Origin of the sequence: Streptococcus suis (assembly GCF_002960445.1) — a bacterium.
Lineage (GTDB): Bacteria > Bacillota > Bacilli > Lactobacillales > Streptococcaceae > Streptococcus > Streptococcus hyiners.
This window is the reverse complement of sequence record NZ_POJD01000386.1, coordinates 1-289: the sequence shown is the minus strand read 5'-3', so window position 1 is coordinate 289 and position 289 is coordinate 1. Positions and strand designations below refer to the sequence as shown.

Here is a 289-nt window from a genome sequence, read left to right as displayed (position 1 = left end):
CTGATTAGACTGACAAGCAGCTAATAGTACAACCGTGGACACTAACATCAGTTTACTAATAAATATTTTCATAACTTCCTCCTGTGCTCTATCTTTGGTCTTATACTCTTCGAAAATCAAAATTATCCGTTGTCAACTTGCCTTGATGAGTGAAAAGCTCCAGTGGAGGTTTTCAGCCTGTTACCATGAAATAAGATAGTAACAGAGTTCTATCTTCGACTTCGTTTCCTAGTCTACTTTTGATTTTCATTGAGTATTAGTATAACATCTTTCCGAGGGCTTGTAAACG

Annotated in this window: 1 pseudogene; it reads right to left on the bottom strand. The window is 36.7% G+C overall.

From position 1 onward, the window contains the following. Positions 1 to 120 (bottom strand): annotated as a pseudogene (locus C1G53_RS13630) (colicin lysis protein); the annotation flags it as partial. Positions 121 to 289 lie beyond the last annotated feature (169 nt).